We start from the raw sequence: 26,022 nt of genomic DNA on the forward strand, positions 1-26,022 counted from the left end.
TAAGCGTCTGCGGTCCGGTGGAGGGGAGCGCGTCAGCGTCTCGCCAGCACGCCGGGCCGTCTCAGCGTCCACCCGCCGGTGGGTGGTGAAGGGTGCGGGGCGGACCGGGGGTGGTGCGTGGTCGGCGGTGGGCGGTGGGGGCACTTCCCGGCACGACCGCCAGGCCACCAGGCATCCAGCTCCCCGGGATACCCCTCCCCCACCGGCCGCGGGACCCCAGCCCCCACCGGGCGGTGATCCCCCACGCCCCACCGAGTGTCGGACCCCCCGGCCCCACCGGGCCGAGGGGTCCACAGGCCGTAGGCCTCCGCCCCCCCACCGGCCGGTGGACGCCAAACCACCCGGCGTGCAGGCGAGACGCTGACGCGCACCCTCACGCCGGGCGACCGGCAAACACAGAGCAGGGACCGGCGCACCCGGGACACCCATCCCTCCCCGGCCGCCCGCACGCTTCTCCCCCGTGCTGGAGCGAGCCGAGTCAAGGGTGGGCCGCAGGCCCATCGGCGCAGCCGACGCGACCGCAGGGAGCGCCCTTTACTCGGCTCGCACAAGCACGACACTGACCAAGAAGCGGGCGGCCCCACGGCCACTCCTCTCACAGGGGGTCGCCTCGCCGACCTGGACGTCCACTTCCACATCCCCCGGTCACGATTGGGTTGCGGCGCCACCCCACCCCTTGATTCCCACCCGTGTAATCGATTCCAATCCTCCGTGTAATCGATTCCACAAGGAGGTGGAACGGCGATGGCGAGCATCAAGGACGTCGCCGCCGAGGCGGGCGTGTCCGTCGCGACGGTCTCGCGCGTCCTCAACGGCCACCCGTCCGTCAGCCCGGACGCCCGCACCCGCGTGCTGGCCGCCGTCGAGGCGCTGGGCTACCGCCCGAACGCCGTCGCCCGGTCCCTGCGCACCGCGCAGACCCGCACCCTCGGCCTGGTCATCAGCGACGTGCTGAACCCGTACTTCACCGAACTGGCCCGCTCCGTCGAGGAGGAGGCCCGCGCGCTCGGCTACAGCGTCATCATCGGCAACGCCGACGAGCGGCCCGACCTCCAGGACCACCACGTCACGACGCTGCTGGACCGCCGTATCGACGGGCTCCTCGTCTCCCCCACCGACGGCGGCTCCCCGCGCATGCTGGACGCCGCGCGCGCCGGGACGCCCATGGTGTTCGTCGACCGCTGGATCCCCGGCGTGGACGTGCCCGTCGTCCGGTCGGACGGGCGGGCGGCGGTACGGGACCTGGTCGCGCACCTGCACGGGCTCGGGCACCGGCGGCTCGCCATCATCGCCGGGCCCGCCGCCACCACGACCGGCCGCGAGCGGGTGGACGCCTTCCGCGAGGCGCTCGGCGCGTACGGGCTCCCCCTCCCCGACGCCTACATCGGCCAGGGCGACTTCCAGGCCGGCAGCGGACGCCGGGTCACCGAGGGTTTCCTCGACCTGCCCGAGCCGCCCGAGGTCGTCTTCGCCGCCGACAACCTGATGGCGCTCGGCGCCCTGGACGCCGTACGCGCGCGGGGCATGCGCGTCCCCGACGACATCGCTCTCGCCGCGTTCGACGACATCCGCTGGTTCGTGCACACCGATCCGCCGATCACCGCGATCGCCCAGCCCACGGGCGACCTCGGGCGGGCCGCCGTGCGCGCGCTGGTCGACCGCATCGAGGGAGGGGCCGGCGAGTCCGTCACCCTGCCGGCGCGGCTCGTCGTCCGCCGCTCCTGCGGCGAGGCCGCCTCCCCGCACGACCCGTCCCCGCACGACCCGTCCCCGTCCCCGTCCCCCGTACGAAGGAGTACGCCGTGAGCAGCCGTGATCCCGACGAGTTGCTGCGCATCGAGGGCATCCGCAAGACCTTCCCCGGTGTCGTCGCGCTCGACAGCGTCGACTTCGACCTGCGCCGGGGCGAGGTGCACGTGCTCCTCGGTGAGAACGGCGCGGGCAAGAGCACGCTGATCAAGATGCTCTCCGGCGCCTACACGCCCGACGCCGGGCGGATCCTGGTCGGCGGCGAGGAGGTGCGCATCAACGGTGCGCAGGACTCCGAGCGGCTCGGCATCGCCACCATCTACCAGGAGTTCAACCTCGTCCCCGACCTGACGGTCGCCGAGAACATCTTCCTGGGGCGCCAGCCGCGCCGGTTCGGGATGATCGACCGGAAGAAGATGGACGCCGACGCCGAGGTGCTGCTCGAGCGGGTGGGGGTCAGCGTCTCCCCCCGTGCGCGGGTGCGCGAACTCGGCATCGCCCGGCTCCAGATGGTGGAGATCGCCAAGGCGCTCAGCCTGGACGCGCGCGTGCTCATCATGGACGAGCCGACCGCCGTGCTCACCTCCGAGGAGGTCGAGAAGCTGTTCGCGATCGTGCGGCGGCTGCGCGAGGACGGTGTCGGCATCGTCTTCATCACCCACCACCTGGAGGAGATCGCCGCCCTCGGCGACCGGGTCACCGTCATCCGGGACGGGCGCAGCGTCGGGCAGGTGCCCGCCTCCACGCCCGAGGACGAGCTCGTGCGGCTCATGGTCGGGCGGTCGATCGAGCAGCAGTACCCGCGCGAGCGCACCGACGCCGGTGAGGCGCTGCTCAGGGTGGAGGGGCTCACCCGCGACGGTGTCTTCCACGACGTCGGCTTCGAGGTGCGGGCCGGTGAGGTCGTCGGCATCGCGGGGCTGGTCGGGGCCGGGCGGACCGAGGTCGTGCGGGCGGTGTTCGGCGCCGATCCGTACGACTCCGGGAGCGTGCACGTCGCGGGCGCGCCGTTGCGGCGGCACGACGTGAACGCCGCGATGGCGGCCGGGATCGGGCTAGTCCCCGAGGACCGCAAGGGGCAGGGACTGGTGCTCGACGCCTCCGTGGAGGAGAACCTCGGGCTCGTCACGCTGAGGTCCACCGCCCGCGCCGGGCTCGTCGACCTCAAGGGCCAGCACGAGGCGGCCGAGCGGATCGCCGGGCAGCTCGGCGTGCGGATGGCCGGGCTCGGGCAGCACGTGCGGACCCTGTCCGGCGGCAACCAGCAGAAGGTCGTCATCGGCAAGTGGCTGCTGGCGAACACCAAGGTGCTGATCCTCGACGAGCCGACCCGCGGCATCGACGTCGGCGCCAAGGTCGAGATCTACCAGCTCATCAACGAACTGACGGCCGCCGGTGCCGCCGTGCTCATGATCTCCAGCGATCTGCCGGAGGTGCTCGGCATGAGCGACCGGGTGGTGGTCATGGCGCAGGGCCGGGTCGCGGGCGAACTCCCCGCCGAACGGGCCACCCAGGACGCCGTGATGGCCCTCGCCGTCAGCAACCCCAGCACGACCAGCACGACCAGTACGACCAGCAACGGAACGGAGGCCTCCCGTGGCCACTGACACGCTCAAGAGCAAGCCGGGCGCGCCGGGCGCCACGGGCGGCCTGCGCCGCCTGCTCCTCGACAACGGCGCGCTGACCGCGCTGATCGTCCTCGTCGTCGCCATGTCGGCGCTGTCCGGGGACTTCCTGACCGCCGACAACCTCCTCAACGTCGGCGTGCAGGCCGCCGTCACCGCGATCCTCGCGTTCGGCGTCACCTTCGTCATCGTCTCGGCGGGCATCGACCTGTCGGTCGGCTCGGTCGCCGCGCTGTCGGCCACCGTGCTGGCGTGGAGCGCCACCGAGGCCGGGATGCCGGTCGCGCTCGCGGTGCTGCTGTCCGTCCTGACGGGCATCGCCTGCGGCCTGGTGAACGGTTTCCTCATCTCGTACGGGAAGCTGCCGCCGTTCATCGCGACGCTGGCCATGCTGTCGGTGGGGCGCGGTCTGTCGCTGGTCATCTCGCAGGGTTCGCCGATCGCCTTCCCGGACTCGGTCTCCCACCTCGGTGACACGCTGGGCGGCTGGCTGCCCGTGCCGGTGCTCGTGATGATCGTGATGGGTCTGATCACGGCCTTCGTCCTCGGCCGGACCTACATCGGCCGGGCCATGTACGCCATCGGCGGCAACGAGGAGGCCGCGCGGCTGTCCGGGCTGCGCGTGAAGCGGCAGAAGCTCGCCATCTACGCCTTCTCCGGCCTGTTCGCCGCCGCCGCGGGCATCGTGCTCGCCTCCCGGCTGGCCTCCGCGCAGCCGCAGGCCGCGCAGGGCTACGAGCTGGACGCCATCGCCGCCGTCGTCATCGGCGGCGCCTCCCTCGCGGGCGGCACCGGCAAGGCCTCGGGCACGCTGATCGGCGCGCTGATCCTCGCGGTGCTGCGCAACGGCCTCAACCTGCTGTCCGTCTCCGCGTTCTGGCAGCAGGTCGTCATCGGTGTGGTCATCGCGCTGGCGGTGCTCTTCGACACGCTGCGCCGCAAGGCGGGCGCGGTGACTCCGGCGGCCGGGGCGTCCGGGGGCGGCAACCGGGGCAAGCAGGCCCTGACGTACGTGATCGCCGCCGTCGTGGCCGTGGCGGTCGTCGGCGCGACCTCGCTGCTGCACAACGGCTCCTCGGCGGGCAAGTCGCAGAAGATCGGCCTGTCGCTGTCGACGCTCAACAACCCGTTCTTCGTGCAGATCCGGGCGGGCGCCCAGGAGGAGGCGAAGAAGCTGGGCGTGGACCTGACGGTCACCGACGCGCAGAACGACGCCTCGCAGCAGGCCAACCAGCTGCAGAACTTCACCAGCGGTTCGCTCTCCTCGGTCATCGTCAACCCGGTGGACTCCGACGCCGCCGGTCCCGCGGTGCGCGGCGCGAACAAGGCCGACATCCCCGTCGTCGCCGTGGACCGCGGCGTCAACAAGGCGGACACGGCGGCGCTGGTCGCCTCCGACAACGTCGAGGGCGGTCAGCTCGGCGCCAAGGCGCTCGCCGAGAAGCTCGGCGGCAAGGGCACGATCGTCATCCTGCAGGGCCAGGCCGGCACCTCCGCCAGCCGGGAGCGCGGGGCGGGCTTCGCGGCCGGTCTGAAGGCCTACCCGGGCATCGAGGTCGTCGCCAAGCAGCCCGCGGACTTCGACCGCACCAAGGGCCTGGACGTGATGACCAACCTGCTCCAGGCGCACCCCGACATCGACGGCGTCTTCGCGGAGAACGACGAGATGGCGCTCGGCGCGGTCAAGGCGCTCGGTTCCAAGGCCGGGAAGTCGGTCCAGGTCGTCGGGTTCGACGGCACGCCGGACGGGCTGAAGGCGGTCCAGGCGGGCACGCTGTACGCCTCCGTCGCGCAGCAGCCGAAGGAACTGGGCAGGATCGCCGTACGGAACGCGCTGCGGGCCGCCGAGGGCGAGAAGGTGGAGAAGATGGTGAAGGTGCCGGTGAAGGTGGTCACCAAGGAGAACGTGGCCGGCTTCGAGGGCTGACACGGGCGCACGGATAGACGTGGGCGGGCGGTCACGACGACCACCCGCCCACGTCGGTCGGACGCAGTCGGACTCACCCTGGCTCACTCGGGCTCATCCTGACTCACTCGGACTCACTCGAACTCACTCGGATTCACTCGGATTCACTCGGATTCACTCGGATTCACTCGGATCGGGGAGCGATTCATGTACGACTACGACCTGCTGGTCGTGGGGTCGGCCAACGCCGACCTGGTGATCGGCGTCGATCGGCGGCCCGGGGCCGGCGAGACGGTGCTGGGCTCGGACCTGGTGGTCCACCCGGGCGGCAAGGGCGCCAACCAGGCGGTGGCCGCCGCCCGGCTCGGCGCCCGTACGGCCCTGCTGGCCAGGGTCGGTGACGACTCCTACGGCCGGCTGCTGCTCGACTCGCAGCGGGCGGCCGGCGTCGACACGGTCGGCGTGCTGGTGGGCGGGGCGCCGACCGGCGTCGCGTTGATCACCGTCGACCCGTCCGGGGACAACAGCATCGTCGTCTCGCCGGGCGCCAACGGCCGGCTGGCCCCGGGGGACGTCCGGGCCGCCGCCAGCCTCTTCCACGCCTCCCGGGCCGTCTCGGCGCAGTTGGAGATTCCGCTGGAGACGGTGGTGGAGGTGGTCCGGAGCCTGGCACCGGGCAGCCGCTTCGTGCTGAACCCGTCGCCGCCGCGTCCGCTGCCGCAGGAGGTGCTGGACGCCTGCGACCCGCTGATCGTCAACGAGCACGAGGCGAGGGTGATCCTCGGCGACGCGTGCGTGAGCGAACGCCCCGAGGACTGGGCCGGCCTGCTGCTGGCCAAGGGCCCGCGCTCGGTGGTCGTCACCCTGGGCGCCGAGGGCGCGCTGGTCGCCTCGGCGGCCGAGGGCGTCCGCCGGGTCCCGTCGGTGAAGGTGGAAGCCGTGGACACCACGGGCGCCGGCGACGCGTTCACGGCGGCGCTGGCCTGGCGGCTCGGCACCGGCGCGTCGCTCGCCGAGGCGGCGGCCTACGCCGCCCGGGTGGGCGCGGCGGCGGTCACGAGGGCGGGGGCGCAGGTGTCGTACCCGACGGCGGCGGAGGTCGAGGCGCTGTGAGCGGGGGAACCGCGACGAGGCGAGTGAAGAGGGCGGCACCGTGAAGAAGTCCGGGATACTCAACCGCCACCTCGCCGGCGCCCTGGCCGAACTCGGCCACGGCGACGGCGTGCTGGTCTGCGACGCGGGCATGCCGATCCCCGACGGCCCGCGCGTGGTCGACCTCGCCTTCCGGGCCGGGGTGCCGTCCTTCGCCGAGGTGCTGGACGGCCTGCTGGCCGAGCTGGTGATCGAGGGCGCGACGGCGGCGACGGAGGTCCGGGACGCCAACCCGCAGGCCGCGGCCCTCCTGGACGGGCACTTCCCCGACCTGTCCCTGGTCCCGCACGAACGCCTCAAAGCCCTGTCGGCGGGCGCCCGCCTGGTGGTCCGCACGGGCGAGGCCCGGCCGTACGCGAACGTGCTGGTGCGGTGCGGGGTGTTCTTCTAGGTCGAGCCAATCGCCCGAAAGAATGATGGGGAAGACGATGGCATCTGGTGCCCGTGAGCCCTGGACTCTCCCCAAGGCTCCGCCCAACTCTCAAGCCGCGGCACGGCTCGAGGAGTGGCTTTCACGGGGTGGCGTCGGTGAAATCGACGTGATCGGTCTCGATCTCAGTGGGGCGTATCTCTCCGGCGGTGTCTTTCACGCGTCCTGGTTCACCGATGCCAAGCTGGTGGGGGCCAAACTCGTCGGCGTGGACCTCTACCGGTCCGACGCCGAAGGGGCCGACTTCTCAGGAGCCGACCTCACACAGGCGTCGATGGTACGCGCCAACCTCGATGACGCGGTGCTTCGGGGTGCGGTCCTCGACGGCGCTGATCTGGTCAAGGCATCGCTGTACGCGGTCGACGCCTCGGCTGCCTCCCTACGGGGCGCCCGTCTCATGGGTTCCTCACTGATCGATGTCGACTTCTGCGGGGCGGACTTGTCCGAAGCGGTCGTCCAAGAGAACACGTTCGAAGTGGCTGTGGACGAGGAGACCAGATTTACAGGTCTTTCCGGCACCGTTTTCGGCCCTCTTCAACTGATCAGCCAGGAGGGCCGACAAGAGATCGGCGGCGCCGATCTGGAGCGCTGGCTTCGGGAGCGTGGCGGCGATGTACGTGTACTGGAGAGCCGGAGGTGACATAAATTGCCGGTCATTGTTTTGCGGCCCGCATTGGAGGGCACCCAAACAATTCCGGATACATTCCGAGAGGAACTGAATGCCCGCACTCTCTCGAAAATCGAAGATCTCGAGAAGTACCCGGACAGCTTTGGTCGGACTTTCAGTAGCGCCCTGAGCAGGGCCAAGCTGCAGACTCTTGATGATCCCACCGCCGACAAGCTGGAGACGTGGGAAGCCTGGACCATGGCCATGCAGGTCGGGTCCGCCCTGTTCGCCTCGGCGACCGCTCCCGAGGGCTCCACCGTGCAGTGCATGATCGGGCATGAGGTACGGACGATCCCCGCCGTGGGGGTCACGCACTTCACCGACGCCGGTACCTGGCTGGAAGCCTTCTGGCTCGCGGTCGTCTGCCGGGACCAGGCTCGGATGACGCAGTTGTGTCAGGTGCCGGTCGAGACGCTGCGGGCCTCCGGCGCGGTGTTCGAGGAGTACATCTACCACTGGGTCGACGCCCTCCAGACGTACTGGCTGGAGGGGCCGGGGCTCGGGGAGAAGCTCACGGCCGCGTTCGACGGGACCGATCCGGACCGGCTGCGGTTCCTCGACCGCGAGATGATGCTCAAGGTCCTGTATCCGCCGATCAACCTGTTCTACCGCTTCGCCGGCCGGGACCCGGAGGAGTTCAACGAGGCACTGGTGCGGGCGCTCGAGCTCCACAAGGAGTACTGGACCGCGAGCGAGGAACGCCAGGAGACGGGCGACGGCGACATCCCCCTCGACATCCTCGCCCTCACCTGCCTCGCCCACGACGCCGGACTGCCCGTCGAGGTCGAGTCGGAATACCTGCCCGAGCACCTGCTCAAGCGCAGCTGGCTCGGCGAGTTCCCCACCTGACACGAGGTAGAGCATCACCATGACCGCCCAGGACTACGACAGCCAGCTCCTCGAATCCGTCGCCGTGCGGCGGCGGTTGCGGGACGCCCTGGCGTTCGGGGTGCAGCGGCAACGGCGTGCCGTGGACGAGCGGGTGGGGAAGGTGGTCGCCGGGATGGTGATCGCGGCCGTGCTGTGTGCGGGGTGCGTGGGGTGGTCGTTCGTGTCGCACCGGCTGATCGGGCAGAGCCCGTACTCTCCCGGCACCTCCGTACCATCCGACAGTCCTACAAGCCGGTGATAGGTTCGCGAACGTGATGTCTACGGGGGCCTTGAGCAGGGAAACGGCCGGTGGGCCGACGGCGTTGAGCCGGGTCACGCTCGTCGGTGAGCGGCGCCGCGTCGACCTCGTGCTTCCCGCGCGGGAGCCGGTCGGGCTGCTGCTGCCCGAGATCATGCGGTTGCTGGGCGACCGCGTGGAGGGGCGCCCCGCCTCTCGTCAGCTCGTCACGATGGACGGCTCCGCGCTCGATCACGACAGCACACTGGAAACGGCGGGCGTCCGCGACGGCGCCGTGCTGCGTCTGGTCCGCGCGGAGGACGCCCCGCCCGCCCCCGTCGTGCACGACGTCGCCGACATGGCGGCCGAGGACCTCGGTCACCGGGCATGGGTGTGGGGGCCCGCCGCACGGCGGGCCACGGCGGGGGTCGCGAGCGTCGGCTGGGTGGTCGTCGCCGCCCTGTTCGCGCGTGCGCGGTACGACGACGCGGTGGCCGCCGGCGCACTGCTCGCCGCCGCCGGTGCGGCCGCGGGTGCGGTCCTGGGGCGGATGCGCGGGTACGGGCTCGCCGCAACGCTCCTGTGTGCCGCCGGCGCGCTCGGTGTGCAACTGGCCGAGCACGTGCGGGTTCGGCTGCGCCGGGTCGGTGACCTGCTCGAATCGGTGGGGGTCATCGCGCTGCTCCCGCTGCTCGTCGGCCTGTTCGGCGTGTACGGGCGACCGCTCGGCACCTTCGTTTAGGGAGCACGGCCGCATGACGCAGGGGGAGCAGAGGCACGGGCTGCCGTCGGCGGACGGCGGCGACTGGCAGCGGGACGTGCTGAGGGAGTTGGGTGACGCCGTGGGAGACGACCGTTCGAAGACCGGTGCCGGTGACGACGGCCGAGGGACGGCCCCGGTCCGGCCCGGTGAGCCCGCGCTGCGGCTCGCGCACCCCGCACCCCCGCGGCCTGCGGTCACAGTGGCGGGAGAGGGGACGGGCTCGGGCGGTCCGCAGGCCCCCGGCCTGGTGTCCCCCGGTCCGGTGTCCCCGTCCGCGCCCGGTGCTCCGGGCGGCCCCGCGTCCACGGTCCCCGCACCCGGTGCCCGGGCCGTCGGCGAACCGGGCCCGGAGCGGCCCGTCACGCCCGCCGCCCCCGTCCCCGTCCGCGGTCCCCGACTCCCCCCCGCCCCCGAGTCCTCCCCCACCCTCGATCCCCGTCTCCTCCTCGCCCTGGGACGTCCCCTGCACGGCGATCCCGTGACCCGGCGTACGGGGAGGGCCCTGCGCAGACTCGCCTCGTCCGTGGCCCAGGAGGTCACCGAGCAGACGCGGATCGCCCGTGAGGTGCAGCAGCCCGTCACCACGGGCCGGGTGGTGGCCGTCACCTCCATCCGCGGCGGGGTCGGCAAGTCCACCGTCTCGGCGCTGCTCGGCCACGCCCTCAACCACTACCGGCACGACCCGGTGCTCACCCTGGAGGCGGACGCCGCGCTGGGCACGCTGCCGGTGCGCATGGGGGCGAAGGCGGTGCGCTGGACCTGCGCCGACCTCGCGTCGATCCTCCATCCGTCCATGCACCTGACCGACGTGACCGGCTACCTGGTACCGGTGTCGAGCGGCGGCTGGCTGCTGCCCGCGAGCCGGGGGCAGGTCGGTCCACCCCTCGACATGACGTCGTACCGCAAGGTGACGCTGGCGCTGCGCCGCTACTTCGCCGTGACCGTGGTCGACTGCGAGACGCTCCCCGGCGAGGTGGCCCGCACCGCCATGGACACCGCGCACGCCCGGGTGGTGGTCTCGCCGGCCACCGCGGAGGGGGTGAACGCCACCCGTCAGGTACTGGACTGGCTGGCCCGGTTGCCGCACTCCGCCCTCGCCACGACGGTCGTGGCACTGGTGTCGGACACCCCCGACGCGCTCCTCGACGACAGGACGGCCGCCGGGCACCTCGGGGAGGTCGGGGTCACCGTCGTCACCGTGCCCTACGACCGTCATCTGGCCGGCGGCGGTCCCATCCGCACCGACCTGGTGGCACACGCCACGCAGCAGGCCGTCCTGCGGCTGGCCGCCGAGGTGATGGGACGCGCGGTGAGGGTGCGATGAGCGTCCGGCCCGTACGTGCGGGTCCGTGTCCGTCCTGTCCGCCTCCCGTCACGACCCGCTTCGGAGAAGTTCGCCCGTGACCCTGCAGATCGTCCATCGGCCCGCCCGCAGCACCCGCCCCTGCGAACCCGCCCGTCGCAGTACGGCCCGTCGCCCTGGGGCCCGCCTCCGGGCCGGCTCTGCACTACCCGCTGAGTGACGGGTCCGACGCCCGTGCCCTCGGTGAGCTGCACCGCCTGGCGGCGCACCTGCGGGCCGGTGTGCCGGGGGCGGGGGCGGGGACGGGCGCCTGACGGTGTGCTCCGCGCCGGCGGGACCCGGGGTTGCCCCGGGTCCCGCCCCGGATCGCCGTGGGTCATGCCCCCGCGTTCGTCCCCGGCGTGCGGATGCCGTCGATGATGCGGGTCCAGTTGTCCTTCCCGTGGCCGTCGGCGATCGCGCGCCGGTAGTGCGCCTGGACGGCGTGCGGGAGGGCGAGGTCGATGCCGGCGGCGGCGCTGGTGGCGACGATGTGGTCCGCGGTGGCGCCCATCATGGTCACCGTGCTCAGGTGGCCCGGGTGTTCACCGGCGTCGATCTGGGCGCCGACGTTCTCCCCGGCCCGGAGCATCGCCGGGATGTCGGTCAGCGTCCGCATCAGCTCCGCGACCGCCTCCGTCGCGGTGATCCCGGCCGAGCCCAGCAGCGCGGTGGCGTGCAGGAGCGAGGACAGGCTCGTCAGGAACACGTCGAGGTGGGCCTGGTACATCAGCTGGGCCAGCCCGGGGTCCTCGCCGAGCCGGTGGGGCGTGCCGATCCGGGCCAGGGTCGCGCGGTGCGCCTCGAAGGCCTCGGCCGGTCCGCTGTAGTACACGTACGCCGTCTCGGTGCCGACCATCGCCGCGGGCACCATCACGCCGCCGGTCACGAAGCGCGCCCCGTGTCCGGCCGCCCAGGCCGCCGCCTCACGGGCGCGGTCGGGGGTGTCCGAGCTCAGGTTGACGATCGTGCGGCCGGCGAGCGCGCCGGTCGCGGCTCCCAGGACGTCGTACATCGCCTGGTAGTCGGTGAGGCTGAGGATCACCAGCTCACCGGCGGTGACCGCGTCGGCGGGCGAGGCGGCCGGGGTGGCCCCGTCGGCCACGACGCCGTCGGCCCGGCCGGGGGTGCGGTTCCAGACGGTGACGGGGTGGCCGGCGGCGAGGAGCGTCCTCGCCATGGCCCGGCCCATCGGGCCGAGGCCGATGATCGTGACGGGTGTGGCGTTCACGCGGCGCCTCCCTCGTCGGAGCCGGAGCCGGAGCCGACGGCGCGCAGGCTCTCGTAGATCCTCGGCAAGCCCTGCGCGCCGTGGCCCGCGGCGATCTGGCGGCTGATCAGCGCCTGGACGGCGGCGACCGGGCCGAGGGTCTCCTGGACGGAGGAGAGCGTGAACAGGCAGGCGACGACCACGGGGCTCGCCGTGACGGCCTCGCGGACCGGGCCAGCGGCACGAGCGCCGCGGGCCACCGGTCCCTCGGCGCGACCGGGGGTTCGGTTCCAGACGGTCACGGAACGGCCGGAGTCGAGCAACGCGGTCGCCAGGGCACTGCCCATCGCGCCGAGGCCGAGCATGCTGATGTCGGTCGAACGGACTGGATTCGGTGTGGATTCAGGCACGTCGACCATGCTGGTCAACGCGGTATCGTCGCGGAAGTACCCACTATTTACTGCGGTACTTACCTTTTGGTGAGCAGGGAGGTTCCATGGCGAAGGCACCCCGCAACGGCCCCTACATCTGTGGCATCGACGCCGCGCTCGACGTCGTCAGCGGCAAGTGGAAGGGCCTCGTCCTGTGGGAGCTGCACACCCACGGCGTCCGGCGCTTCGCCGAACTGCGGCGTGCCATACCGGGCGTGAGCGAGAAGATGCTGACGCAGCATCTGCGTCAGATGGAGGAGGACGGTCTCGTCCACCGCAGGGTCTACGCGGAGGTCCCGCCGAAGGTGGAGTACTCGCTGACCGAGTCGGGCGCGGCGCTCAACGAGGCGCTGCGGCCGCTCGGCGAGTGGGGCCGGGACCGCATCCACCGGGACCGCCTCGACGTCGTCGCGGCCCCCGAGCCCTCGGCCCGGGCGGTCTCCTGACCCGCGGGTCCCCCGGCCCACGGGTCGGGGGACCCGCGGCGACCGGCGGTCTGTGCGCGTCCGCGCGGTGCGTGACCGCACGGGTCCGTGACGCGCACCGCACGCCGCGTGCCGGGAGCGGGCTCCCGGCACGCGGGGAGGGTGCGAACGGCCTTTTGCGGACGGCCTTTACAGGCTCCCGGTCGTCCAGGCCTCCCGACCGTCACGGGACCGCGGACGCGTGGGGGGGGGACGGCCGGGCGGCGGATCACCGCGCGGCGGTGCTAGGCCGTGGGGGCCTGGGCGAGGACCACCACGGAGGAGTAGGCCACGGCGTCGTTCTGCTCGGCGACGACGCGGACCCGGGCGCGCCCCGCCAGGTCGTCGGGAAGGGGTTCGGCCAGGAGCCAGCAGGGGCTGTCGAGTTCGACGTAGCGGGCGAAGGCCGAGTCCATGCCGACCACCACGCTCGGCCGGGGGTGGGTCATGGCCTGGGCGCACTGGCGTGCCGCTTCGAGCAGCAGCATGCCCGGGGCGTGGTCGACGGGGTGGTCGAAGAGCACCGGGTGGGCCGTGTCGGCGCGCAGCTGCCACCGGTTCGCGCTGTCGGTGTTGGACAGCACGACGTCGTCGAAGCGTTCGCGGCCGACCGGTGCCGCGGAGGCCGGCGGGGACAACGGGATCGACCGCGCGTTGGCCTGCGCGACGTCGGCGTAGCGGCCGCGCAGACGCTCGTAGACGGAGCGGTCCTGGATGGAGAAGCTGGTACGGGCGACGGCCAGGTGGGCGCCGTCACGCAGGGCCTCGACGTGCAGGGTGATGGCCGCGGCGCGGCTCCTGCGGTAGGTGACGTCCGTGCACCTGATGCGCAGTTCGATCTCGGCGTCGGCCTCTTCGGCGGTGAGCGCCTCGGGCGCGAGACTCCAGTGGAAGTCGCGCCACAGGAGCTGGTGACCGAGCGGTACCTCGTAGGCTCCGTGGGACAGGAGCGGCAGGGTCTGCCGAATCGTCTCGCTCAGCAGGAGCGGATCGTGCAGTCCGTGGCGCGTGAGGTAGAAGCCGTGCGAACGCGGCCAGCGGGCGGTGACCGTGAACACGTCGGGGCCGGTCTTCCCCCATCGTTCCAGGAGCACCTCGTCCTGGTTGACCTTGTGCGTCAGGGCCTGCGGAACGCTCGTGGTCCGGTCCTGAGCAAGGTGTAACGACATGCCTGACTCTCCCCCAAGGGTCGGTGACGTGAGGCGACCGCGGCACACGGTGGTGCGGCGAGGCGCCTGGGCATAACATAGAGGTCATTCTTTTTGTTTGTCGAGAGATGCCGAGAGAACAGGGAACGGAAGCATGGCGCGCCAGATGCAGGAACGGGCCCAGCGAACGCGTGAGGTACTGCTGCGCGCCGCCGCCGAGGTGTTCGACGAAGTGGGTTACGCCGGGGCCAGCATCAACAAGATCCTCGACATCGCCGGAGTGACCGCGGGGGCGGTGTACTTCCACTTCAAGTCGAAGGAGGGGCTGGCCCGTGCGGTGATCCTCGAACAGGCCGCCGACCTGCAGTTCCCGCAGGAGCGGGACGGCCTGCAGCAACTGGTCGACATGACCCAGTACCTGGCCCTGGAGATGCAGCGCAACACCCTCCTGAGGGCGGGCGTACGGCTCGCGGTCGAGCAGAACGAGCCCGACCTGCAGGACTACACGATCTACGACTGGTGGACCGAGCACTTCCGCAAGCAGCTCGTCCGGGCCCGCGAGTTGGGCGAGCTGCTGCCGGACGTGAGCGAGACGGAGTTCGCCCAGCAGCTGGTCGGTTCGTACACGGGGACGCAGATCATGTCGCAGATCTCCTGCGGACGGGCCGACCTCCCGCAGCGGATCGCCACCATGTGGCGCTACCTGCTGCCCGCCGTCGCGCCCGCCGAGGTGATCGCCCGCCTCGACCTCTCCCCCAGGCAGCCCGGGCCGGCCTCCTCCCGGGGATCGGACGCGCAGGCATGAGTCCCCTGCGGGTGGTCCTCACCGGCGCGACCGGCTTCGTCGGCTCGGCCGTGCTCCGCGAACTCCTGGCCGTCCGGCCGCCGGAGGGAGGGGTGCGGGTGCGCGCCCTCGCGCGCGGCGGCGCGTCCGGCCGCCCCACGCCGCCGGGGCTCGTCTGGGAGAGCGCCGACCTCACGGCGCCCGCCTCCCTGCGGGGCGTCTGCCGGGACGCGGACGTCCTGATCCACCTCGCCTCGCTCGTCAGCGGGGACGACGCCACCTGCGCGGCGGTCAACGTGCACGGCACCGGCGCCCTGATGGAGGAGGCGCGGCGGGCCGGCGTCGGGCGGATCGTGCACCTGTCCACCGCCGCGGTGTACGGCCCCGGCCCCCACAGCGGCCCCGGCGTCGGCGAGATCGACCCCGCGCCCACCTCTCCGGCCAGCCGTACGCGGCTCGAGGGCGAGGCGGCGGCCGTCGAGGCGGGCGCGACCGTGCTGCGGCCGGGGCTCGTCCTGGGGCGCGGGGACCGGTGGGTCGTCCCGGCGCTGGTGGAGCTGAGGGCGCGCGTCCCGGCCCGGTGGGACGGCGGGCGGGCCCTGTCGTCCATGGTGGACGTCGGGGACCTCGCACGGCTGATCGCCGCCCTGGCGTGCGCGAAGGGGGACGGTCCGGCGGGGGTGTACCACGCCAGCCACCCCGTTCCCGTGCGGAACCTGGACCTGATGTCCCGCCTGACCGCCCTCGGAGTGCTCGACCCGGTGACGCAGGACTGGACCTGGCAGGAGTGCCTGGACCGCTTCCGCCGCACCCCGGGACGGCTGTCCGAGCGGCAGTTCTCCCTCCTGGCCCGCGACCACTGGTACCGCGGCGAGGAGATCTGGCGGCTGGCCGGGTGCCCCGAGGGCCCCGGGCCGCTGGCACGGCTCGACGGCGCCGGTGCCTGGTACCGGAAGCGGAACGGCAAGTTGCCAAAGCCGTAGGCAATACGGCCGATCGGCGGCATCCCGGGCGCGGGGGCGGGTTAACTTTCGATTACCGCCGCACCACCGCCCGGAGGAGACGTGCAACCGTCCGCCCGAAGCCCTCTGCGCCCGCTTCCCGCGCACTTTGCCCCGGTCTGCTCCTGTCCGCGCCCGGAGCCCCGGTGAGCCAGGAACGAGCGGCACGGACCCGCCGCGCCCTGATCACGGCGGCCGCCGCGGAGTTCGCGCGCAACGGCTACGCGGGCACGTCCCTGGCCCGCGTCTGCTCCGCCGCGGGCGTCACCATGGGGGCGCTGACCTTCCACTTCCCCTCCAAGACCACCCTGGCCGCCGCCGTGGGCGCCCGCGGCGCGGACCTCACGCACGAGGCACTGCGCACCGTGACGGCCCACCCCGCCCGAGGCGTCGGGGCCCTGGTCGAGCTGACCGCGACCCTGGCCCGCCTCCTGGAGGAGGACGTCGTCGCACGGGCGGCCGCACGCCTCGGGCGGGAGCGCGCGGACACCGGGGCGGGCAGCTGGCACGCCGCCTGGATGCCACAGGTGCGGGAACTGGTCACCGGGGCCGCCGACGACGTCGAGGGGTACGGCGATCCGGCCGACCTCGAGCTCCTGGCCCTCTACCTGGTGGCCGGCGCGGAGGCCGCGGTCCAGACGGGGTGGCGCGGCGAAGGCACCGAAGAGCAGGTGCGCCGCCTGTGGAAGCTGCTCCTCGGCGGCTTCGGGAGCCGGCCCTCGCCTGCGTGACCCGCGCGGAGTCACCCGGACACCCCTGAGACACCCCTGAGACGCCCCTGGGGCACCCCGTCGGCCCTCCACGGCACACGCGACCTCTCGAAGTAGCGCTCGGAGTGCTTCCTGACGAGAAAAAATAGCGAGCATTCTCTATTCTTCTAGAGCGGATCGCCCCTGAGTGGGCCGGTACGAGGGAGGGAACGAGCATGTCGGTACAGCAGGGGGCTCGGAAGTCGGCGTCGCCCTCGGTCTTCGCCGAGGAGGTGTTCCGCCGGTTGCCCCGGGCGGACCAGCGCAGGTGGGCCCAGGCCTACCTGCGGGCACTGCTGGTCACACCGGGCAAGAAGACGATGCGCCGCCTCGCGGCCTCCGTCTCCGACTCGCCCACCGCCTCCCAGGCCCTGCACCAGTTCGTCAACGCCAGCCCCTGGCTCTGGTCGGACGTGCGCGCAGAGCTGATCGCGCAGGTGAACAGGTACGCCCGGCCCCGCGCCTGGACCATCGCGCCGGTGGTGCTGCCCAAGCGCGGCACCAAGTCCTGCGGGGTGCACCGGCGTTTCGTTCCGGAGCTCGGACGCTCCGTCAGCTGCCAGCTGGCCGTCGGCGCGTTCCTGTCGACCGAGGTCGGTCAGGTCCCGGTCGACTGGTTCCTGCACCTGCCCGGCGCGTGGCTGGAGGATCCGGTCCTGTGCCGCCGGGCCCGCATCCCGGAGGCGACGGCGGCGCGCTCGGTGGCGGGCGGCGTGCTGGACCTCGCCGACGACCTCGTGTCCCGCAGTCCGCACCGCCCGCTTCCGATCGTGGCGGACCTGTCCGGGTACGGCGACCCGCACGAGCTGCTGCGGGGACTGGGCACGCGCGGCAGGGAGTTCGTCGTCGCCGTGCCCGCGGCACTGCCCCTCGTGCCCGACGGCCCGCCCGGCGGCCCGCGGTGGAGCGGGTCCGCTCCGGCCCTGCCCGCCGAGCGACTGCTGCGGGGGCGGGGCAGGGCGGCGGCCCGGGGCGGACGGGCCGGCAGCGCGTGGGTGCGGCTCACCGGGGAGCGGGGCGCGGACCCGCAGCTGTGCCGCCTCTTCGCCGCACCGCGCCAGGGGCCCGGCGGGCCGCGGACGGGACAGCTGTGGATCACCAACTCGATCCACCGGCCCGCCGAGGAACTCCTCGGCCTGCTCGGTGCGCAGGCGGCCACCGCGGACACCCTGGACAGCCTGGCGGCGGACTTCGGTCTGTACGACTTCGAGGGCCGCTCCTACCCGGGCTGGCACCACCACATGACCCTGGTCTCGGCGGCCTTCGCCTATCACAGCCTCACGGCGGACCGGGCTCCGGCCGCCGAACTGCGGTCGGCCTGAGGCCGGACGCCGTCGACCGCGCACCGGTCCCCGCGTCCGGGGCGATCCGCCGTGGCGCACCGCCCGGGCGCGGGGTCGCGTCACGCGGCGACCCCCGGCCGCCCGCGTGCGGCGCCGTCGCGTCCGGCCCGCGCGGCCGAGGCGTCGCGCCGGACGCGCACCGCCTTCGGCTGCGCCGTCTTCGTGTGCGCCGTCTTCGTGTGCGTCGTCCGCGGGTGCGCCTCCTTCGTGTGCGCCGCTCGCGTGAGGCAGCCCGCCACGTCGTCCAGGCAGATGCCGAACCACCGCAGGTAGTCGCGCGTCCTCGCCGCGTCCGGGTAGTGGCGGCACACGAGGTCCGCGCCGGACACGCCCCGCGCCCCCAGCAGGCGCAGGGCCGGGGGCCGCAACGCGCTGACCGTGCCCCGCGTCACCAACTCCTCGGCGTAACAGGCGGACCGGGACGCGGTGCGCGCGGCGGTGACCCACAGCGGCCGGGGCTCCGGGACACCGGCGGCGGCGAGCGCTCCCCAGCGGGCCGAGCCGAAGGTCATGTCGTGCGTCTGGTGGGCGAGCCGGGCCGCCGCCAGGCCGGCGCGGCCCCGCAGCGCCTTGGCCTCGTCGGAGCCGATGAGGTCGAGACGGGAGTCGACCCGCTCGTCCACGTCCGCCACCCCGAAGGCGAGCAGCGACACGGGACCGCCCGGTACGCCCTCCCCCCGCCCGCGCCCCGCGTCGAGGCACCGTTCGAGACCGTCCATCACCGCGTGGGCGACCTCCGCGTACTGCCGCGGGGAGTGGAGGCCCGCCGCCTCCACCCCGATGCCCTCGGCCAGGCAGCCCGTGACCGCCGCCGGCAGGCCGGGCGATCCGGACAGCCGTACGACCAGGTTGGGCCGGTCCACCGCCGAGCGCAGCGCACGTGCCCGCGCGACCAGGGCCGGGACGTCCGTGTCCGCCCCCACCTCGACCGGGACGGACACGAGCCCGTCGCGCCCTCCGCTCGCACGGTGCGCGGGCGCCAGCCGCTCGCACAGCTCCCGGACCGCGCCGGGACGCCGCGGCCCGTCCGGCCCCAGCCGCACCCCGGTCGCCCCGCTCTCGTCGAGCAGCCGCAGCAGACGGCCGGTGTCCGGCGTGCGCTCCCCGTCCGGAGCGGACACCTCGCCCTCGGCGTCCACCCACACGCTGACGCCCGCCCCGGACAGCTTCCTCACCGCGTTCTCCACGGATGTCCTCCCCTCCTGCGCCTACGGCGATGTCACAGTCGTTCGAGAACGGCGCAGGTCCAGCTGAAACCCGCGCCGACGCCCACGAGCAGCACCCGGTCGCCCGGTGCGAGGCGGTCCTGCTGCAGGAGCTTCGCCAGGCCGGCCGGCTGGTCGCCCGCGCCGAGGTGACCGGTCGTGAGCCCCCACTCCTGGAGCGTGTCCTCGGGCCGGATGCCCAGCGGCTCCAGACACTGCAGCCGGGACAGCTTGGCGCCGAAGAACGGCACGACGACGGCCGCCATGTCGGTCATCGCGGCGTCGGCCGCCTCCAGGCAGTTCTCCACCGCGGTGCGCATCCCGGCCTCGTTGCGGGCGGTGACCTCGTCGACGGCGTGGTGCCGCAGGAAGCCCTTCTTGCGCGCGACCAGGTCGAGCGGCCCGGCCTGCCCCGCGCTGTCACCGAAGGGCTCCTCCCCCCGGTGCAGTCCTTCGAGCAGCGGCTGCGACCAGGCGGCCGTGGCCACCAGGCGCAGCACACCGGGCCGCCGGGAGAGCACCACGGCCGTGCCCGCGTCGCCGAAGGCGAGGCCGCGGTCGGTCGTCCAGCGCGGGAAGGCCGGTCCGGCGAAGCGGTCCCCGGTGGTGACCAGGGCCGCGCCGGTGTCGGGGACGGCGGTGAGCCGGGTCGCGGCCGTCTCCAGGGCGCTCACGCCGCCGTTCGACATCTGCCGCAGCTCGAAGGCCACGCAGGCGCCGTGACCGAGCACCTGCTGCTGGACGTAGGCGGCCGTGTTCCAGAACTCCAGGCCCTGGTACCAGCAGTCGGCGTGGATGAGCAGTCCTATGTCCAGCGGGTCGCGCCCGCACGCGGCGAGCGCCTTGCGGCCCGCGTCCACGGCGAGTTCGGGCCCGCTGCGGTCCCGGCTGACCGACACCGACACCTGCCGGCTCGTCTCGGCCTCCGCCGCGTCGAGCAGGCCCGCGGCCACCGCCTCCCGGCTGCTCTGGGGCGTGCCCAGTGTCACCGCGGCGCTCTCCACGTAGACGTCGTGCCAGCGCACGGCTCCGCGCGCCATCAGCGGTCGCCCCACCGCGGACTGGGACCGAACCTGCGGGCCGCGGTCTCCTTCTCGTACGGCATGCCGGGCGGCATGTTGAGCACCTCCAGCTGGAAGCCGCCGACCCCGCGGAAGTAGACCCAGCGGTCGCCGTCGATCGGGCCGCCGTCCTCGATGAGCTGGGGTTCGCCGAGCACCTCGGCGCCGGGCACCTGCGCGAGCCAGGCCGCGGCGCGTGCCACGTCGTCGACGAAGAAGGCCAGGTGGTGGCCGCCGACATCGCTGTTGCGGGGGCGTTCGACCCGCTGCCCCTCGATCTCGCAGCTCCTCAGTTCGAGGTTGGTGACCGGACCGAGCCGGATCACGGCGGTGTCGACGCGGAAGGGGCGGTCGACGCCGTACTGGCGTGCCGCGAGGTCACGGTCGACGGACCGTGCGGCGCGGTGGACGAGTTCGCCGCCCATCGGCCCGGTGAAGAAGGCGACCGCCTCGTCCAGGTCCTCGACCGTGTAGCCGACGTGGTCCACGCCGCGCGCGGTGGGCAGGCCGGGGCCGCTCCAGTCCGGGGCGGGCCGGTACAGGCGGGCCTCGGTCTCCCTCTCGTACGGCAGCTCGGCCGCGACCTCGCGCAGTTCGAGGCGCAGGCCGCCGTCGGTCAGCACGTGGATCCAGCGGTTGCCCGCCGTGGGGCCCTCCGTCTCGGTGCGCGGCTCGCCGAGGACGCGTACGCCCTCCTCCTCGCGCAGCCGGCCGAGGGCCCGCTCCAGGTCGCCGACGTGGATGCCGATGTGGTGCCCGCCGACGTCGGTGAACTCCGGCATCCGGACACGCTGTCCGGGCGCGTCGTACTGGAACAGCTCCAGGTTGCTCACCGGGCCGAACCGCAGCATCGCGATGTGCGCGCTCGCCCGGGGGTGGACGCCGAGCTGGCGCGTCATCCAGTCGCCGTCCGGGTCCTCGACCGGGCCGAGGCGGTAGAGGAGTTCGGCGCCGAGGACGCGGGTGAAGAGGTCCACCGCCCGGTCCAGGTCGGGCACGGTGTACGCGTAGTGGTCCACGTTGCGCAGGGTGGGGATGACGGCGGCGCCGGGCGCCTCGGTGGCCAGGGGTGCTGACACGGTGTGCTCCAGAGGAGAGTGGGGTGGGGTGTGCGGGACTCAGACGGTGCCCGCGTGGGCGGCGTTGGCGACGGCGGCGGTCAGGGCCATGCCGCCGTCGACGAGGACCGACGTGCCGGTCGTGTAGGCGGCCTCGGGCGAGGCCAGGTGCGCGACGAGCGCGGCCACCTCCTGCGGCCGGCCGGGGCGCCCGGCCGGGATCGCCGGGCGGGCGATCCGCGCGGCGTCCAGGCCCGCGGGGACGTTGTTCATGGGGGTGGCGGTCTCGCCGGGCGCGACGGCGTTGACCGTGATGCCGTACGGGGCGAGGTCGAGGGCCATGGCCTTGGTCAGCGCGCCGAGTCCGCCCTTGGCGGCGCAGTAGGTGCTGCCCTCGCCGATCGGCAGGTGTTCGTGGACGCTGGTGATGTTGATGATCCGGCCGCCCCTGCCCTGCGCGATCATCCGCCGCGCGGCGATCTGGGACAGGCGGAAGGGGCTGGTCAGGTTGACCGTGAGGACGCGCTGCCAGTCCTGGAGGGTCTCCTCGGTCACGGACGCGCGCCGGTTGACTCCGGCGTTGTTGACCAGGACGTCGATGCCGCCGGCGGCCTCGGCCGCCTCCTGGAGCGCCTCGCCCGCGGCCTGCGGGTCGGACAGGTCGAGGCCGAGGGTGCGGGTCTGCACCCCGTGCCGCACGGCGATGGCGTCGGCGAGCTCCTTCGCGGCCGCGGCCTGCCGGCCGTAGCCGACCACGACGTCGTGGCCGGCCGCGCCCAGGGCCCGGGCCACTTCGGCGCCGATGCCCGAACTGGCTCCCGTGACGAAGGCGATGGGTCGGGACATGGGGGGGTCCTTTCTGCTGAGGTACGGGGACGGTGACGGGTGCGGGAGGCGAGCCGGCCCGCCCTCGCCCCCGCCCCTCGGCGCCGCGTGGAGCCGGGGGGCGGGGGCCGGTGGGGGGCCGGGGAACGCCTCGGCCGGGGAACGCCTCGGCCGGGGAACGCCTCGGCCGGGGAACGCCTCGGCTCAGGGGCGCGAGGTGACCGAGAGGGCGACCTTGGGCGCGGCCCTGCGGCCGTTCTCCAGGAGGTCGAAGGCCTGGTCGGCGGCGGCCAGCGGGAAGACGTCCGCGACCATGCCCTTGGCGGACAGGACGCCCTCCTCGAAGAGCCGCAGCGCGCGCTCGTAGTAGTCGAGCCCGTGCCGTACGCCGACCACGGTGACGCCGCGCAGCACCATCTCGGCCGCGTCGACCGAGGGCAGGGTCGCGTTCGGTACGCCGACCGCGGCGATGCGGCCGCCGATGTCGGCGACGCGCAGGGACTCCAGCAGGGCGGACACCGCGCCGGACGCCTCGATGACGACGTCGTAGCGGCCGTCCTTGGCCTCGCCCGGCAGGAAGGCGTGCTCGGCGCCCATGCGCAGCGCGGTGCCGATGCCGGCGTCGTCGACGCCGACCACGTCGACCGTGCCGGCGACCCGGCGGGCCATCTGCACGGCGAGCAGCCCCATGGTGCCGGTGCCCAGCACCAGGACGCGTTCGCCGGGGAAGACGCCGACCTTGTCGAGCGCGGCCAGGACGGTGACGGCCGGTTCGGCCAGGGCCGCGGCGAAGTCGTCGACGCCCGGCGGAACCTTGGTCAGCGAGTGGGCGGGCAGCCGGATGAACTCCGCGGCCGCGCCCTGCTGGCCGTACAGGCCCACCTCCTTGAGCTGGGAGCACTCGTTGCGGTGGCCGCGCTGGCAGGCCCGGCAGCCGCCGCAGGAGAGCATGGTCTGGCCGACGACGCGGTCACCGATCTCCAGCTGCCGCGAGTACTGGCAGTTGCCCGCGATGGCCACCACCCGTCCGACCCACTCGTGGCCGAACACGTGCGGCATGACGGCACGGCCGTCCCTGACGTAGGAGGCGGTGCCGTGCAGCAGTTCCAGGTCGGTGCCGCAGATGCCGACCGTGGTCGGCGCGACGAGTACGTAGCCCAGTTCGGGCCCCGGTATCTCCAGTTCCACCTGACCGACCTTGCCCGCCTCCAGGACGGCCGCGGCGGTCATGGAGCCGTTCGGCCAGCGGCCGCACAGCAGGTCGTCGGTGGGTGGCAGCACCTTGTCGTGGTGTGCGCTCACAAGATCCCCTCCTGGGTCAGGGCCCGTCGGGTTCCGGGCGGAAGATCGCGGTCTGCTCGTGGGCCGGGAGCTCCGGCACACGGGCGGGCAACTCGGCGGTGACCTCACCGGGCAGGACGCGTACGACGGCGAGGTTCAGGCCGCCGGGTCCCGCGGTCACCCGCAGCGCGGAGCGGGCCGGCACGAGCAGGACGCTCCCGGCGTCCAGCGGGCGCTCCTCCGCCCCGTCGTCCGCCGCGCCCCGTCCGGCGACGACGTAGAGGGCCACCTCGGTGCCGTGGTCGGGTTCGTGGGTCCAGCCGGTGCCGGGGGCGAGCCGTATCTGCTCGAAGGCCTCGCACTCGCTGTGCAGCATGCCGCGGCGGGCGAGGCACCTCCAGGTGGTGTCGGGCGTGCCGGGCCGCAGGAGGCGGGCGGGCAGGTCCTGGTTGTTGACGATCACCGGCCCGGCCCTCCCGCGGGGACGGCGAGTTCGGCGTGGAAGAGTTCCAGCTCCGTGCCCCGGTCGGCGCCGACCCGGGCGCGCGTGCCGAGCGGCAGGGTGACGGCGGTGCCCGGGCGCAGCTCCGCGGTGCCCGCGCCGGTGTCGACCCAGCCGGTGCCGGAGAGCACGAACACCATGTGTTCGCAGCCCTCGGAGGCCAGTCCGGTCGTGCCGGAGGCGGGAACGGTCTCGATGGCGACGGTGCGCAGGGGTCCGGTGAAGACCCCGGACGGGTCGACGGAGCGCTCGGCTCGCAGGTCGTGGATACGGGCTCGCACGGCGGTCTCCTTCGGCGGGGTCAAGGGCTTCGCGGGGCTGCGGTGTCCTGCGGCGGACGCGGGGCCGCCGGCGGCGAGGGCGGCGGCGAACCGGGGCGAACGCATCTCGATCACCAGCCAGGCGAGATCGCCGGGGCCGGTGTTGCGCAGGCCGTGGACGGTGCCGAGGCCGGTGAGGACCAGCGATCCCGGCCCGACGGGGCGTCCGACGCCGTTCAGGTACATCTCGCCGCTGCCGGAGAGGATGAAGTAGATCTCCTCGGTGCGGGTGTGCCGGTGTTCGCCGCTGACGCCGCCCGCCGGGACGGCGGCCCATTCGACGGCTTCCCAGTCGCCGCGCAGGTCGGCGCCCGAGGCCAGGCACTTCCACCAGGTGATCCCGGTGGTGCCGTGCACCCCGTGGATCTCGGCGGGGCCCGTGATGTCGCCGACGACGACGGCGTCGCGGGCGCCGGCCGGTGCGTACAGGAGGTCAGACACGGTCCTCCTCCTGCTCCCGTGCGAGGGACTCCAGTCCGGCGACGGCGTCCAGCAGTTCCCGCTCGGTGAGGTCGTTGACGAAGACCGCCTCGCCGATGCCGCGGGGCAGCGGGAGGCGCTGGAGGCCGTCGCGGTGGCGGACGGTGTCGCGCAGCGCGGCGGTCAGCAGCTCGGACCGGCTCAGCAGCTCGTTCCAGACGGGCAGTTCGAGGGAGCGCATCACGGCGAGGACGCGGTCGCGGTCCACGGTGTCGACGAGACCGCGGTGGTGTGCGATCACGGTGGTCAGCGCCATGTCGACGCTGACCGCCTCGCCGTGCAGGAGCTCGGGCAGGGCCCGCATCTCCACGGTCGGGCTGAAGGTGTGGCCGTAGTCGACGCAGCGCTCCAGCGTGGTCTCCCACAGGTTGGGCTGCAGCTCCTCGAGCATGCCGTGGATGGCGCGGCGCACCACCTCGCGGGCCACCTCGTCACCCTGCTCGCTCTCGCCCTGGAACTTGTCGTCCAGGAGCATCGGGCCGTGTTCCTCCAGGAGTCCGAAGAGCCGTACGTCCTTGATCAGCGCGATCTTGAGGATCTCGGCGAGCCCGTTGCCGATGTGGCGGCGGTCGAGGGTGGCGAGGAAGGACCGGTCGAGCAGGGTGAGGTCGGCCGGGAAGTACGTGCCCAGACGGTTCTTGTGGCCGTTGAAGTTGACCCCCGTCTTGGCGCCGACCCCGGCGTCGACCAGGCCGATCAGCGTGGTGGGCACCCGGATGAAGGGGGTGCCGCGCCGGTAGAGGCTGCTGGCGAGGCCGACGATGTCCATGAGGACGCCGCCGCCGATGACGATGACCGGCTCGCGCCTGCGGTCGATCCCGAAGTCGTCGAGCTCGCGGACGACCCGGGCCGCGACGTCGAAGTCCTTGACGGTCTCGTTGGCCGGGACGACGCACAGGCGGTACTCGACGTCGTGGTAGTCGAAGTAGGCACGGATGCGGTTGCCGTGCAGCAGATCGACGTTGGCGTCGAGCACGACGAGCCTGCGGACGCGCTGTCCGGGGACGCCGGCCGGTTCCAGCAGGTCGGTCCGCGTGAGGTCGAAGAGCCCGTCCGCGACCCTGACCTCGTAACTGACCGGCTTGGACGCGCGGACCGTCCAGGAGTCGATGCGCTCGCTGTAGGCGTACAGGCCGGGGCCGGACAGAGCCCGCGCCGAGCCGTCGGCCAGGCCCACGAGCCCAGAGCTGGACACAGACATGGAACACCTCTCGTTGATGCGGACTTGGGGGGATCTGCCAGCAGCGTGGCGAGCGTTTATATGCATTGTCAAGCATGTACTTCCCAGAGTGCGTCCTCCGGATCCCGACTTGGCCAAGTAGTGGGCGGCTCGCGGCGGAGGCCGGTCATCAGTAGAGAACGAATGCTATTTTTTTCCGCAAGCAACGGCCAGGGGGTCGTTCGCAGTCGAAGCAGAA

General features: G+C 73.2%; 27 protein-coding genes. 16 read left to right on the forward strand and 11 right to left on the reverse strand.

Annotated elements, in window-relative coordinates:
- Positions 1-744 precede the first annotated feature (744 nt).
- The 11 genes from JHAT_RS24405 to JHAT_RS35785 all read left to right on the forward strand — a co-directional run bounded on the left by JHAT_RS24405 (position 745) and on the right by JHAT_RS35785 (position 11,017).
- On the forward strand, positions 745-1,806 hold the full coding sequence (locus tag JHAT_RS24405; protein ID WP_077800399.1) for a LacI family DNA-binding transcriptional regulator: 1,062 nt from the start codon (positions 745-747) through the stop codon (positions 1,804-1,806).
- Entirely contained in the window at positions 1,803-3,356 is a 1,554-nt protein-coding gene (locus JHAT_RS24410) for a sugar ABC transporter ATP-binding protein (protein ID WP_077800400.1), read from the forward strand. The genes JHAT_RS24405 and JHAT_RS24410 overlap by 4 nt, the downstream gene beginning before the upstream one ends.
- Positions 3,346-5,301, forward strand: coding sequence for a substrate-binding domain-containing protein (locus JHAT_RS24415; RefSeq protein WP_077800401.1), 1,956 nt, complete (start codon positions 3,346-3,348; stop codon positions 5,299-5,301). The genes JHAT_RS24410 and JHAT_RS24415 overlap by 11 nt, the downstream gene beginning before the upstream one ends.
- A 186-nt stretch (positions 5,302-5,487) precedes the next feature.
- Complete coding sequence (locus JHAT_RS24420) at positions 5,488-6,393, forward strand: ribokinase (protein WP_077800402.1); 906 nt, start codon at positions 5,488-5,490, stop codon at positions 6,391-6,393.
- A 40-nt stretch (positions 6,394-6,433) separates the two neighbouring features.
- Positions 6,434-6,823 (forward strand): D-ribose pyranase, encoded by a 390-nt coding sequence (gene rbsD / locus JHAT_RS24425; RefSeq protein ID WP_077800403.1) that lies wholly within the window; start codon positions 6,434-6,436, stop codon positions 6,821-6,823.
- Positions 6,824-6,860: 37 nt separating this feature from the next.
- Entirely contained in the window at positions 6,861-7,502 is a 642-nt protein-coding gene (locus JHAT_RS24430; RefSeq protein WP_077800439.1) for a pentapeptide repeat-containing protein, read from the forward strand.
- A gap of 33 nt (positions 7,503-7,535) precedes the next feature.
- Positions 7,536-8,378: an immunity 49 family protein gene (locus JHAT_RS24435; RefSeq protein ID WP_290439817.1), complete on the forward strand. Its 843-nt coding sequence runs from the start codon at positions 7,536-7,538 to the stop codon at positions 8,376-8,378.
- Positions 8,379-8,397: 19 nt separating this feature from the next.
- The gene (locus JHAT_RS24440; RefSeq protein WP_077800404.1) at positions 8,398-8,658 is read left to right on the forward strand and encodes a hypothetical protein; all 261 of its coding nucleotides are present in this window, start codon (positions 8,398-8,400) and stop codon (positions 8,656-8,658) included.
- Between the two features lie 31 nt (positions 8,659-8,689).
- Positions 8,690-9,379, forward strand: a complete 690-nt coding sequence (locus JHAT_RS24445) for an EsaB/YukD family protein (protein WP_307718356.1) — start codon at positions 8,690-8,692, stop codon at positions 9,377-9,379.
- A 13-nt stretch (positions 9,380-9,392) separates the two neighbouring features.
- Complete coding sequence (locus JHAT_RS24450; protein ID WP_077800406.1) at positions 9,393-10,724, forward strand: hypothetical protein; 1,332 nt, start codon at positions 9,393-9,395, stop codon at positions 10,722-10,724.
- Positions 10,725-10,819: 95 nt separating this feature from the next.
- Entirely contained in the window at positions 10,820-11,017 is a 198-nt protein-coding gene (locus tag JHAT_RS35785; RefSeq protein WP_290439818.1) for a DUF6177 family protein, read from the forward strand.
- 62 nt (positions 11,018-11,079) lie between these two features.
- On the opposite strand, the gene JHAT_RS24455 is transcribed toward JHAT_RS35785, so the two are convergent.
- A complete protein-coding gene (locus JHAT_RS24455; RefSeq protein ID WP_290439816.1) occupies positions 11,080-11,973 on the reverse strand; it encodes an NAD(P)-dependent oxidoreductase in 894 nt (297 codons plus the stop codon).
- Positions 11,970-12,362, reverse strand: coding sequence for an NAD(P)-binding domain-containing protein (locus JHAT_RS24460; protein ID WP_253195594.1), 393 nt, complete (start codon positions 12,360-12,362; stop codon positions 11,970-11,972). Before JHAT_RS24460 ends, JHAT_RS24455 begins: the two co-directional genes overlap by 4 nt.
- Before the next feature lie 86 nt (positions 12,363-12,448).
- Between JHAT_RS24460 and JHAT_RS24465 the strand changes: the two genes are divergently transcribed.
- Positions 12,449-12,829 carry a helix-turn-helix domain-containing protein gene (locus JHAT_RS24465; protein WP_077800408.1) on the forward strand — a complete coding sequence of 127 codons (381 nt, stop codon included), beginning with the start codon at positions 12,449-12,451 and terminating at the stop codon, positions 12,827-12,829.
- Positions 12,830-13,092: 263 nt separating this feature from the next.
- On the opposite strand, the gene JHAT_RS24470 is transcribed toward JHAT_RS24465, so the two are convergent.
- The gene (locus tag JHAT_RS24470; RefSeq protein WP_077800409.1) at positions 13,093-14,016 is read right to left on the reverse strand and encodes a ScbA/BarX family gamma-butyrolactone biosynthesis protein; all 924 of its coding nucleotides are present in this window, start codon (positions 14,014-14,016) and stop codon (positions 13,093-13,095) included.
- Between the two features lie 133 nt (positions 14,017-14,149).
- Here JHAT_RS24470 and JHAT_RS24475 point away from each other — a divergent pair, with 133 nt between their 5' ends.
- From JHAT_RS24475 to JHAT_RS24490, 4 genes are all read left to right on the forward strand, one after another.
- Positions 14,150-14,800 carry a ScbR family autoregulator-binding transcription factor gene (locus tag JHAT_RS24475; protein WP_077800410.1) on the forward strand — a complete coding sequence of 217 codons (651 nt, stop codon included), beginning with the start codon at positions 14,150-14,152 and terminating at the stop codon, positions 14,798-14,800.
- Positions 14,797-15,762: an NAD(P)-dependent oxidoreductase gene (locus tag JHAT_RS24480; RefSeq protein WP_077800411.1), complete on the forward strand. Its 966-nt coding sequence runs from the start codon at positions 14,797-14,799 to the stop codon at positions 15,760-15,762. The genes JHAT_RS24475 and JHAT_RS24480 overlap by 4 nt, the downstream gene beginning before the upstream one ends.
- Before the next feature lie 164 nt (positions 15,763-15,926).
- Positions 15,927-16,511 carry a TetR/AcrR family transcriptional regulator gene (locus JHAT_RS24485; protein ID WP_077800412.1) on the forward strand — a complete coding sequence of 195 codons (585 nt, stop codon included), beginning with the start codon at positions 15,927-15,929 and terminating at the stop codon, positions 16,509-16,511.
- A 194-nt stretch (positions 16,512-16,705) separates the two neighbouring features.
- Positions 16,706-17,851 carry a transposase gene (locus JHAT_RS24490; RefSeq protein WP_077800413.1) on the forward strand — a complete coding sequence of 382 codons (1,146 nt, stop codon included), beginning with the start codon at positions 16,706-16,708 and terminating at the stop codon, positions 17,849-17,851.
- Positions 17,852-17,931: 80 nt separating this feature from the next.
- Here the strand turns inward: JHAT_RS24490 and JHAT_RS24495 are convergent, their stop codons facing one another.
- From JHAT_RS24495 to JHAT_RS24530, 8 genes are all read right to left on the reverse strand, one after another.
- The gene (locus JHAT_RS24495) at positions 17,932-19,059 is read right to left on the reverse strand and encodes a transaldolase family protein (RefSeq protein WP_077800414.1); all 1,128 of its coding nucleotides are present in this window, start codon (positions 19,057-19,059) and stop codon (positions 17,932-17,934) included.
- Between the two features lie 32 nt (positions 19,060-19,091).
- The gene (locus tag JHAT_RS24500; protein ID WP_253195595.1) at positions 19,092-20,117 is read right to left on the reverse strand and encodes a ketoacyl-ACP synthase III family protein; all 1,026 of its coding nucleotides are present in this window, start codon (positions 20,115-20,117) and stop codon (positions 19,092-19,094) included.
- Positions 20,117-21,217: a VOC family protein gene (locus tag JHAT_RS24505; RefSeq protein WP_253195596.1), complete on the reverse strand. Its 1,101-nt coding sequence runs from the start codon at positions 21,215-21,217 to the stop codon at positions 20,117-20,119. Before JHAT_RS24505 ends, JHAT_RS24500 begins: the two co-directional genes overlap by 1 nt.
- 39 nt (positions 21,218-21,256) lie before the next feature.
- Positions 21,257-22,042, reverse strand: coding sequence for an SDR family oxidoreductase (locus JHAT_RS24510; protein WP_077800415.1), 786 nt, complete (start codon positions 22,040-22,042; stop codon positions 21,257-21,259).
- A gap of 183 nt (positions 22,043-22,225) precedes the next feature.
- Positions 22,226-23,323 (reverse strand): zinc-binding dehydrogenase, encoded by a 1,098-nt coding sequence (locus JHAT_RS24515; RefSeq protein WP_253195597.1) that lies wholly within the window; start codon positions 23,321-23,323, stop codon positions 22,226-22,228.
- A gap of 16 nt (positions 23,324-23,339) precedes the next feature.
- Entirely contained in the window at positions 23,340-23,765 is a 426-nt protein-coding gene (locus JHAT_RS24520) for a hypothetical protein (protein ID WP_077800416.1), read from the reverse strand.
- On the reverse strand, positions 23,762-24,565 hold the full coding sequence (locus tag JHAT_RS24525; protein ID WP_077800417.1) for a cupin domain-containing protein: 804 nt from the start codon (positions 24,563-24,565) through the stop codon (positions 23,762-23,764). The genes JHAT_RS24520 and JHAT_RS24525 overlap by 4 nt, the downstream gene beginning before the upstream one ends.
- Positions 24,558-25,805 carry a sedoheptulose 7-phosphate cyclase gene (locus JHAT_RS24530; protein ID WP_077800418.1) on the reverse strand — a complete coding sequence of 416 codons (1,248 nt, stop codon included), beginning with the start codon at positions 25,803-25,805 and terminating at the stop codon, positions 24,558-24,560. Before JHAT_RS24530 ends, JHAT_RS24525 begins: the two co-directional genes overlap by 8 nt.
- Between the last annotated feature and the right edge of the window lie 217 nt (positions 25,806-26,022).

The sequence above is a fragment of the Streptomyces sp. JHA26 genome (assembly GCF_002005565.1).
In the GTDB taxonomy this organism is placed as follows: domain Bacteria; phylum Actinomycetota; class Actinomycetes; order Streptomycetales; family Streptomycetaceae; genus Streptomyces.

Excerpts from the sequence above, each read along its gene's own strand:
- JHAT_RS24500 (WP_253195595.1), bottom strand. The coding sequence starts at position 20,117 with ATGGCGCGCGGAGCCGTGCGCTGGCACGACGTCTACGTGGAGAGCGCC.
- JHAT_RS24450 (WP_077800406.1), top strand. The coding sequence starts at position 9,393 with ATGACGCAGGGGGAGCAGAGGCACGGGCTGCCGTCGGCGGACGGCGGC.
- JHAT_RS24530 (WP_077800418.1), bottom strand. The coding sequence starts at position 25,805 with ATGTCTGTGTCCAGCTCTGGGCTCGTGGGCCTGGCCGACGGCTCGGCG.
- JHAT_RS24465 (WP_077800408.1), top strand. The coding sequence starts at position 12,449 with ATGGCGAAGGCACCCCGCAACGGCCCCTACATCTGTGGCATCGACGCC.
- JHAT_RS24470 (WP_077800409.1), bottom strand. The coding sequence starts at position 14,016 with ATGTCGTTACACCTTGCTCAGGACCGGACCACGAGCGTTCCGCAGGCC.
- JHAT_RS24420 (WP_077800402.1), top strand. The coding sequence starts at position 5,488 with ATGTACGACTACGACCTGCTGGTCGTGGGGTCGGCCAACGCCGACCTG.
- JHAT_RS24405 (WP_077800399.1), top strand. The coding sequence starts at position 745 with ATGGCGAGCATCAAGGACGTCGCCGCCGAGGCGGGCGTGTCCGTCGCG.
- JHAT_RS24480 (WP_077800411.1), top strand. The coding sequence starts at position 14,797 with ATGAGTCCCCTGCGGGTGGTCCTCACCGGCGCGACCGGCTTCGTCGGC.
- JHAT_RS24510 (WP_077800415.1), bottom strand. The coding sequence starts at position 22,042 with ATGTCCCGACCCATCGCCTTCGTCACGGGAGCCAGTTCGGGCATCGGC.
- JHAT_RS24440 (WP_077800404.1), top strand. The coding sequence starts at position 8,398 with ATGACCGCCCAGGACTACGACAGCCAGCTCCTCGAATCCGTCGCCGTG.
- JHAT_RS24430 (WP_077800439.1), top strand. The coding sequence starts at position 6,861 with ATGGCATCTGGTGCCCGTGAGCCCTGGACTCTCCCCAAGGCTCCGCCC.
- JHAT_RS24490 (WP_077800413.1), top strand. The coding sequence starts at position 16,706 with ATGTCGGTACAGCAGGGGGCTCGGAAGTCGGCGTCGCCCTCGGTCTTC.
- JHAT_RS24475 (WP_077800410.1), top strand. The coding sequence starts at position 14,150 with ATGGCGCGCCAGATGCAGGAACGGGCCCAGCGAACGCGTGAGGTACTG.